Below are 9,410 nucleotides of genomic sequence, written 5' to 3' on the forward strand. Positions count from 1 at the left end.
ACGCTGGATAATATGCCGCCAATGCTGAAAGATACTTACCTGAAAGCTAACCCGGACCCTAAAGGATTGCAGGCCATGTTTGACCGGGATCGTGACCGGATGCTGAACTTTAAAGACATCAGCGATGAGCGCATAAAAGCCATACAGTCGCCAACGTTAGTGCTGAATGCGGATGCCGATGTAATACTTCCTGAATCAGCGCTGGCATTATCCCGTTTGCTGCCGCATGCGCAGCTGGCCATACTGCCGGGCGGGCATGGGGAGTATATCGGAGAGATCTGCTCACCGGACGCCAACAGTCCGATACCGGCCCTTGTAACGGCCATGATCGTGGAGTTCCTGAAAAAATGATGCATAACATCTTGCAATAGAAAGCGCATTACTACCAGGTGATGCGCTTCTTTTTTTTACCGGCGGAAGTTAGGACAAAGGGTTTGCCGGCGCTCGCTTTGCCGGGTGTTTAAGAAACCGCGGTAGGATAATACCAGCTCCAGGCCACCGCGGTATTTTGATGCAGTGGCCAGCTTATCGATGTTCACATCGTAGCTCATACCTACCATAAAATTATACAGCTGCAGCTGGATGACGGGTATAACGGCATCGCTCATACGATAAAGCACACCGCCGGTAATGATCTGCTGCTCATCTCCAAAAAAATCATGACTTAACATTACACCTGCCTGCATGGAACTAATGCCTACGGGGGTAAAGCGTTCGCCAAACTGTTTGAAATAATCTGCGTAAATAATGAAACGGTCTTTTTCGCTGGTGGGGGTTGAGAGCCCGGCATTAAGGGCCAGCTTCCGGTTCAGGGTAATAGTGTGGCCATCGTAAAAGCCTACCTGTGGCCTTTTAAGATGGAATAAGCCAACGCCGGCAAAGTAATCGGTTTGCTCTTTTATAACGCCGTTATAGCTGATGCCCGTGGAAAAATCGAAATAATTAACGCTGGTATTGTTAAAGATCTGGCGGGAAGAAGGCAGGATACTGAAGGCGCCATTGCTGCCGGCCACAAACTGATCGTTCATAACCAGCTTGCTGGGATCAAAGCGCTGCTGCATTAAACCGCCCATGAAAGCAACGGATAAATAGGAGTTATGTTCCCTGCTAAGCGGGAAGCTATAGTTAACTGCCGGCAGTATTTGCGTGGTGCTGAACTCTGAAGTGCCTGCCACATCGCGCATAAGCTGCAGGCCAATGGTAAGGTTATCATCGCTCATAAAACCGGGCGTGAACTTAACTTCCGAGCTTAATGCAAACGTGCGGTAGGGGATGGTAACGCTTTGCCACTGGTTACGGTAAGATGCTGTAATCCTTACATCGCCCTCAAAGATGCCGGCTAATGCGGGATTGCGCAGCAGGGGCTGGTCATAGAACTGGGAGAAACCCACATCCTGCGCAGCTGCTGTTAAAATAAGCCGGCAACTTATAAGAAGTAAACAACCTGTTTTATAATAGCGTTTCATAAATAAGTTGTTTTAGAGTAATGTAACATTGCCTTTGAACGTATAGGGAACGCCGTTTTCACAGATCACCTCTACGGTGTAGATGTATACACCGGTATCTGCCAGCTTTCCGTTCACACGGCCATCCCACCCAAAGTCAGGACTGTTGGGCGCAAAATTGCTTCGTTCAAAGAGCATCTTTCCCCAGCGGTTAAAGATCCTGAATGATTTAACCGCATTAATGCCACTGGCCCTTACCATGAGCTTCCTGTTTTCCGGCACATTGCCATTTGGCGCAAATGCATTGGGAATAAACACCTGCGAGCTTTGGCAAAATACTTTCACACACAGCTCATCGCTGCCGGTACAGCCGTACACGTTAGTAACCGTTACGTTATAACAAACATCATTCTTTACATTGGCTATGGGTGCGGAACAGGCGGCATCATTACAATCCAGGTCCTGCAGGGGCTTCCAGGTGTAAGTTTTTATGGGCAGGATGCCCGGATCAGTTGCGTTGGTAATTACCGGATCCAGTGGCAGGCGGTAGCCGGTAGGCAGCGTAAGCGTATCCTGCGCAAATTTTACAATGGGATAAGCGCCTATTTGTATCAGCGTATCGGTGCTTGCGCTGCAGCCTGTTTCGGGAGAGGTAACTGTTATGGTGTAGATGCCTGCGTCCTCCACCTTTACACTGTTAATGCCGGCATTAGGCCCGTTAACCGGGAACCCGCGTCCCGGGCCTTTCCATACATAATTGATGGCGGCATTACCAGGGATGGAGCTGGAAGCCTGCAGCACCAGGTCATCGCCCACACACAAGGGTGTTCTGGTAGTAATGACCGGTTTGGAAGGTGATTGCTTAATAAGCACCTCAAAGCTTGCCGGCAATGAGATACAGTTGTTTTGCATGGCGTACACCACATAGGTTCCGGCATCTGCCTGCGTGGCAGATGGGAAGGTGATCACGGTATTGCGCACCGTATCGGCATAAGGGCCAAAGGCCGGGCCGGCCCAAACATAATCAATAGGGCCTGCCTGCTCACTGGTAGCGGTGAGCGCAGTAAATGTTAAAGGCATTTCCGTACATAAGGGCGGGTTATAACCTGCTACTGGCGCTGCGGGCGGAGAAGGATCCCTTAAAATAAATACATCCGGTATTTTTTGCGAGCTGCAGCTGCCGGTTGTTTCCACATACATGTTAGTATAAGTACCTGCTGTTAGCGGTATGGTAATGTTGCCGGCGGCATCTGTGCTGCCGGTAAATGTTTGCGCCAGCTGGAATTTGTTGTAATGCACTAATACGGGAATATTGGGTACTGCGCCGTTGTTCAGATCCTTCACCGTTAATACTACCGAGCCTGATGGTACGCCGCAGGTGGTGGGATTGGTAAAGGATGAACTTACAATTTTAACTGTGGGGTGTACAATAGCTATGATCTTTGACCTGGGACTTTCGCAGCCATAGCTGTTTGTTTGGCTTACATAATAAGTGAACTGTGTGGGAGCAGCGGTGCTGATAACCGGCGCCGCATTTAACAGTCCTCCGTTTTGATCATACCATTTAAGCGTGGCGCCGGGTAAGGCATTTACGTGTAAAGCAGCAGGTGGCGCTGCCATGCAAAAATGCGCGGTATCGGTAACGGGGGCAGGCGTGGCCGGCTTTACGGTTAGCAGCAGATCGTAAGGCGCGCCGGCACAAGGTTTTTGCGCGGGGTTGGTGGGTATTACCCGCACGGTGAGCACCTGGCTGGCAGCACCGGTATTTGTAAAAGATAAAGTAATAGCAGCATTGGGACCTGATGCAGCGCCTGCGCTGATACCAGCCACATTTGCAGGCAATGGCCCCACAACAGCCCATGTATAGGTAGTGCCGGTAACGGTGGAAGCAGGTGTGAACACGGCTGTTTCACCGGAGCAAATGGATTGTGCGGGTGTTGGGAATGTTATTACGGGGCTTTCCTCTATCTGCACCGTGGTGGTGGTAACATAACCCGGGCAGGGCGGGGCGGCTGCAATGGTATACGTTACCGTATAAGTGCCTGCTGTGCTAAGGGATGGGTTAATAGCGCCGGTAGTTGCATTAACAGACAAGCCTGCGGTGGAGCTAAAAACGCCGCCGGCAGTACCCGCCAATGATACCGGTTGTGGAACAGCATTGCTGCCGCAATAGGGGGAGCCTGCATAGCTGATAGCAGTTGTTGGTGTATTGTTTACAGTAACGGTTGTTGTAGTGCTGTAATCTGCACAGCCGCCGGTACCCGGAACCGTATATTTTATCGTGTATACGCCTGCGATAGCCCCTGCAGGATTAATAATACCTGATGTTGAAATGATGGGCAAACCTATTGCCGGTGTAATGGAAAATGTACCGCCCTGCGTTCCGGTAAGTATTACGGCTACCGGTAAGTTGGGCGTGGCGGGCGTATTAGCCACATTACACAGGACGGCCGGCGTATAGGAAATGGTGGCTGACGGCGCGCGGGTAACCGTAACAGGGGCCGTTGTTACAAACCCCGGGCATGGTGCCGCTGCTGCAATAGTATAGGTTACGGTATAATTGCCGGGCGTACTGGTACCGGGTGTAATAACACCTGTTGCTGCATTAATAGTTAAGCCTGCGGTGGAGCTGAATGTACCACCGGCGCTGCCGGTAAGGGTTACACTGGTGGCTGCATCTGCCGTACAAATGGGCGGATAGCTGATAGTGGCTGCCGGTGCACCATTCACTGTAACCGTTGCCGTGGTAATATAATCCGTGCAGCCTCCTGTGCCGGGGATGGTATACCTGATCGTATATACGCCTGCGGTAGCGCCGGTGGGGCTGATGGCGCCTGTGTTTGGATCTATTGTTAACCCCGCGGGACTTACTGAATATGTGCCCCCGGATGCACCGGTATGGGTTACTGCAACCGGCGGCGTATTGATGTTACAGAATACGGATGGGGTGTAAGCAATAGCTGCTGTGGGGCTTACATTCACTACTACCGTGATGGATGCCCTGGGCCCTTCACCGCAGCCGGTAACCTGGCTTACATACCAGGTGGTGCTGCCGGGAGTGGTTGTTGAAGGCGTAGGCGCAGTAGCTGAACCTACACCGCCGGCAGCAGTGGTGTACCATAACAAGCCGGTTCCGTTTGCAGTTAATGGAACTGCTGTCTGGTTCTGGCAATAAGTAACAGGAGAGGTAACACCCGGCGCTGTGGCCAATGCGTTAACAGTAACGGTAATGGCTGCACGCGGACCTTCACAGCTATTGATAGTTTGGCTTACATAGTAAGTGGTGCTGCCCACTGCAGCTGTTGAAGGCGTGGGCGCAGTGGGTGAGCCTGTGCCGCCGGTAGCGGCAGTGTACCATAATAAACCGGTACCTGTGGCTGTAAGCGGGGTAGCGGCTTGATTCAAACAAAGCTGTACAGGTGTAGTTACCCCCGGCGCAGCGGGTGTAGCATTTACAACCACAGAAACAGGCACACGGGTGCTTTCACAATGAGCAGGAAGTGTTTGACTTACGTACCAGGTTTGCGTGCCCGGAACGTTGGTGGATGGCGTAGGCGCAGTAGCGGACCCTGTGCCGCCCGTGGCGCTGGTGTACCATAATAAACCGGTACCCGTGGCTGTAAGCTGCGCTGCGGGCTGGCCCTGGCAGTACGCCGGGGAGGGAGCGGCCACCGTGGGTGGCGGGGAAATGGGGCTTACCGTTACCGTTTTTATTTTAGTGCTGGCGCCACAGCCGGTATTGGCTGCCGTTAGCTTAACAGTATAAGTGCCGGGGGAGGCGTAGGTATGGCAGGGCGGATCTTCTAAAGTGGAGGTAGTATTATCTCCAAAATCCCATAGAAAAGTGCTTATTCTGCTACAGCCGTTACCGTTATAGCCACCTACTGTTCTATTGGTAAAACAAACCGGCGTATTAATACATACGGGTGATGGCGGTGCATCAAAGTCCGCAACAGGCTTTAGCCTTATAATGATCTGGTTGAGCGTATAGGTAGTGGTAAAACACCCGTTGATGGCTTTGAGCGTTGCTGTAAAATCAGGAGAGGGGCAGGAGGACGTATTATACCGATGCGTTAATAAATGCGTAATGTTTGTGGGCTCCAACGGATGGGTTAAAATAACATGCGCTGTGCCGTCGCCAAAATCAATATCGTAAGTAGTGCCGGGCGTATTATTAAACCAGTTACCGATCTGAAATTCCACATCTGCGGGTGCGCATAAGCCGGTGGTAGAGGAGGTGGTGGTAAAGCTGGCCAAGGGATTTTTGCCATTATAGAACTGGTAAACCGCACTTTTTGCGCAGCCATTTGCCGGTGTGATGGTAAGCGTTAAGGGGAAATAACCTTGTGTGGTGTAGGTATGGGAAACCTGCGCAGCTGCCGGCCAGTCTGTTTGTGTGAAAACGGGCGTGTTATCGCCCCAGTTAATTTCATAAGTGTTGCCCGGGGCTGTGACAACAGAATTATTACTTACAGTGAGTTTGTAGGTGGCATTGCCATCGCAATTGGTAAAGGGGCCATCTACGGTGCTTTGGTCTATTAAAACCGGTTTGGGAGCAGGTAGTACGTTTAAGGTGCCCGTGCTGGTAACCGGGCCGTTGGGAGTGGTTACGGTTATTTGTCCGCTGACAGCCTGGTCTGAAACAGTAGCGGTTATGCTGGTAGCACTGGTTACGGTAAAATTAACTGCATTGGTATTACCGAATTGTACCTGGGTGGCGCCGGTGAAATTGGTTCCGGTAATGGTAACCTGCTGGCCCTGGCAAACGGTTGCAGGTGAGAAGGATGTTATCGTAGGCGCCTGGGCGCGGACGGTGGTTGTTAGTAGTAAAAGAAATATATTATAGAAAATAATTAAACCTAGTTTGTTGGAAGGTAGATTAAAGTTGGGGTGAAATGAACGCATAGTACTCTGTTGCCGATTAGGTTTAACAATAACAGCAGCGGGAAGGGTTTTGTTTAAAAAGGACGGGAAAAAACAGGGGGATGGACTTGAGAAGGATGCCGGGAACGTTGTGCTTGGTTATATCATTGAAAATAGTTTTCTTTGCGTCATAATAACACAAACAAACCCCGGCTTTTATATTGCTTCATAAAAGCTGTATTAATTTTCTTATGGAAAAGCATGTTTACACCCAGGACATTTTTACCATTACAAATTTTTTTAGCCCGGAAGAATGCAAGGCCCTTATTGAAAAAAGTGAAACCATCGGTTATGAAGAAGCGATGGTTGATGTTGGCGGCGGAGAACAACGTATGATCAAAGGCGTTAGGAATAATGAACGGGTGCTGTATAAAGATGAAATTTATGCTGCTTTTATCTGGGAGCGGCTGAAGGCGTTTGCACCGCAGGGAAATTTTGACCGCACTGCGTGCGGGTTGAATGAGCTGTTCCGTTTTTACAAATACAGTCCCGGCCAGCGATTTAAAATGCATAAGGATGGCAGCTTTGTAAGGGACCTTTCAGAGGCCAGCCAGTATACCTTTATGATATACCTGAATGATGGATACAGCGGCGGTGAAACGGTGTTTGCATCCGGTGAGGTTATTCGTCCGGAGGCAGGTACGGCGCTTATTTTTTATCATCCGTTGCGGCATGAAGGAACGTTGTTAACGGAGGGCGTGAAGTATGTGTTGAGAACGGATATTATGTATAGGGGAGACGTGGTGAAGTCTTAATAGATTGGAATAGCCCTACCCGGGAACAAACACCGAAGCGGGAATTCCGGCGCCTGGTTCCCATTTGGTAGCTTATCGCAGGTTAAGGCATAGGATAGAGATCAAAGGCTAAATGGTTGGTTTTCTCTTTCATGACAATGCTTACAGGTGTTATCATATGGCTATCAGGGTCAAAAATAGAGAGAATGAAAAATATTACCGGCTCCGGAGTAGGTATACAGAGGCGCTTTTCATATTTATATATGAGGGTTTCAAATCTATAAAGCTGATACAGAATGGCTTAGCCGGAGCCTTTACAGTTGTACGGGGTTGCCTGAAAATAACTGCAGGAAAATAGGCGTAAACGTTTCGGCGTTGTTATGTAAATTACCAGTACTGAAAACCCAATCTTTATAACCCAACAAAACCCACGCTATGAAAACTACTCAGTTGTTAGTCCTATGCGCTTTACCCGTCATCGTATTATTCCAGCGTTGTGAAAAACCATCTAACCCAACATTGGAAAAATTATCCGGCTCCCCGGCCATGGAAAGCGGCCCGGTGGCCTTTAGCGCTTCGCCCATTTTTACCAATGCATTGCCTTCCATAGATAATGGCAGCTATTATGATCCCTGGGTGATCAGGGTAGGCGGCTACTATTACTACTGCGGATCTGACGGCGGGCGTTTATGGATCACGAAATCGGCTACGCTGCAGGATATTCTGCTGCCTGCAAAAACATACATTTTCACGCCGCCCGGCGGCACCATGTATTCCGGTAACCTATGGGCGCCCGAGCTGCATTACCGCAGCGGCAGATGGTATGTGTATTTTGCTGCGGATGATGGTAATAATGCCAATCACCGGATGTATGTATTGGAAGGCGGTTTTAACGCCAACGACCCCCTGGACGGCGCTTATAATTTTAAAGCCAAATTAAGCGCCACCACCGACCGCTGGGCTATTGACGGATCGCCTTTTGATTTCAACGGCCAGCAATATTTTGTATGGTCGGGCTGGGAAGGCACCAGCAATGTTTCGCAGTTCATATACATTGCCCGCATGAGCAACCCATACACTATTTCCGGCGAAAGAGTGGAAATATCAAGGCCGGATTATGCCTGGGAAAAAGTAGGCTCACCCACGGTGAATGAAGGCCCTACGCCGCTTATAAGCGGCAATACGGTAAACATTATTTATTCTGCAAGCGGCAGCTGGACAAATGATTATTGCCTGGGCCGTCTTACCTGTACCAATGGTGATCTGATGTCAAAAGCATCCTGGAACAAACCCAATACAGCTGCATTTTCCAGGTTTGGCAATGTGTATGGTCCGGGGCATGCATCCTTTGTAAAATCGCCGGATGGTATTCAATCCTGGATCGTATACCATTCCGCTAACAGTGATGGTTCAGGATGGGACAGGAGAGTGATGACCCAGCAATTTTCCTGGGATGGAGACATTCCTTATTTCGGATATCCTATTGAAAAAGGCATTCCTATTCCTTCACCATCCATCGGCAGCAGCTATGCCATGCCTATTGCCAACGGGGTGTATAAAATTAAATCGAAGGTTACCAGCCAATGTGTAGATGTGCCCAGCGGCACTACCACTGCGGGTGTACAGATCCAGCAATGGACAGACTATGGCAATACTGCGCAGCAATGGAACTTTATAAGCCTGGGTAACGGGTATTATAAGATCAAATCTGTTGCTTCTAATTTATGTCTTGATGATGCTGGCGGATCATTAAACGCGGGGAATATCCTGATCCAGTGGACGGATAATAACAACATAGCGCAGCATTGGCGGGTGCAGGATATGGGCAACGGTTACTTTAAGCTCATAAACCGCAGAAGCCTGATGGCATTAAATGTTCCCTACAGCAACCAAACACCGGGCACCAAGCTGGAACAGTGGTATGAAAACCAGTATGATGCAGAGCTGTGGCAGATCATTCCTTAAAGCATTGTTCCTTACCAGCTGCTGCCTGCGCCGCCGCCACCGGAAGAGCCGCCGCCCCAGCTGCCAGAAGACGAGGAAGAATCGGAAGATGATGAGCCGAATGAAAAACCGGAAGATGAGGAGGAGCTGCTGGAAGTGCTGATGGCCGGGATGTTATACTTTTCTTTATTCTTATAGCCACAAGCATCGCATGCATAAAGCTGCCAGCCCCAGCCTGCGCTGTTGACGGTGGCTTTCTGCTGCACTTCTTTTTTTCCGGCCATCAGGGTTTTATGATGGCATTGCGGACAGGCCATGGCTTTGGCGGCTTCGATATCATATGCGAATATTTGTTGTGTATGGC

General features: G+C 49.8%; 6 protein-coding genes. 3 read left to right on the forward strand and 3 right to left on the reverse strand.

What is annotated here, in order from left to right; genetic code table 11:
- The coding region (locus VIM87_RS25555) for an alpha/beta fold hydrolase (protein WP_414649667.1) at nucleotides 1-351 on the forward strand (351 nt) is incomplete at its 5' end.
- Nucleotides 352-407: 56 nt separating this feature from the next.
- Here VIM87_RS25555 and VIM87_RS25560 read toward each other — a convergent pair.
- Both VIM87_RS25560 and VIM87_RS25565 read right to left on the reverse strand, forming a co-directional pair.
- On the reverse strand, nucleotides 408-1,466 hold the full coding sequence (locus VIM87_RS25560; protein ID WP_331999733.1) for a PorP/SprF family type IX secretion system membrane protein: 1,059 nt from the start codon (nucleotides 1,464-1,466) through the stop codon (nucleotides 408-410).
- A 12-nt stretch (nucleotides 1,467-1,478) separates the two neighbouring features.
- Nucleotides 1,479-6,350 carry a PKD domain-containing protein gene (locus VIM87_RS25565; RefSeq protein ID WP_331999734.1) on the reverse strand — a complete coding sequence of 1,624 codons (4,872 nt, stop codon included), beginning with the start codon at nucleotides 6,348-6,350 and terminating at the stop codon, nucleotides 1,479-1,481.
- A gap of 209 nt (nucleotides 6,351-6,559) precedes the next feature.
- Between VIM87_RS25565 and VIM87_RS25570 the strand changes: the two genes are divergently transcribed.
- Nucleotides 6,560-7,123: a 2OG-Fe(II) oxygenase gene (locus VIM87_RS25570; RefSeq protein ID WP_331999735.1), complete on the forward strand. Its 564-nt coding sequence runs from the start codon at nucleotides 6,560-6,562 to the stop codon at nucleotides 7,121-7,123.
- Between the two features lie 414 nt (nucleotides 7,124-7,537).
- Nucleotides 7,538-9,067, forward strand: a complete 1,530-nt coding sequence (locus VIM87_RS25575) for a family 43 glycosylhydrolase (protein ID WP_331999736.1) — start codon at nucleotides 7,538-7,540, stop codon at nucleotides 9,065-9,067.
- 11 nt (nucleotides 9,068-9,078) lie between these two features.
- On the opposite strand, the gene VIM87_RS25580 is transcribed toward VIM87_RS25575, so the two are convergent.
- Nucleotides 9,079-9,410: hypothetical protein (locus VIM87_RS25580; protein WP_331999737.1), on the reverse strand; the 332-nt coding region annotated here is incomplete at its 5' end.

The sequence above is a fragment of the Chitinophaga sp. genome (assembly GCF_036569125.1).
Taxonomy (GTDB): domain Bacteria; phylum Bacteroidota; class Bacteroidia; order Chitinophagales; family Chitinophagaceae; genus Chitinophaga.

Excerpts from the sequence above, each read along its gene's own strand:
- VIM87_RS25560 (WP_331999733.1), bottom strand. The coding sequence starts at position 1,466 with ATGAAACGCTATTATAAAACAGGTTGTTTACTTCTTATAAGTTGCCGG.
- VIM87_RS25565 (WP_331999734.1), bottom strand. The coding sequence starts at position 6,350 with ATGCGTTCATTTCACCCCAACTTTAATCTACCTTCCAACAAACTAGGT.
- VIM87_RS25570 (WP_331999735.1), top strand. The coding sequence starts at position 6,560 with ATGGAAAAGCATGTTTACACCCAGGACATTTTTACCATTACAAATTTT.
- VIM87_RS25575 (WP_331999736.1), top strand. The coding sequence starts at position 7,538 with ATGAAAACTACTCAGTTGTTAGTCCTATGCGCTTTACCCGTCATCGTA.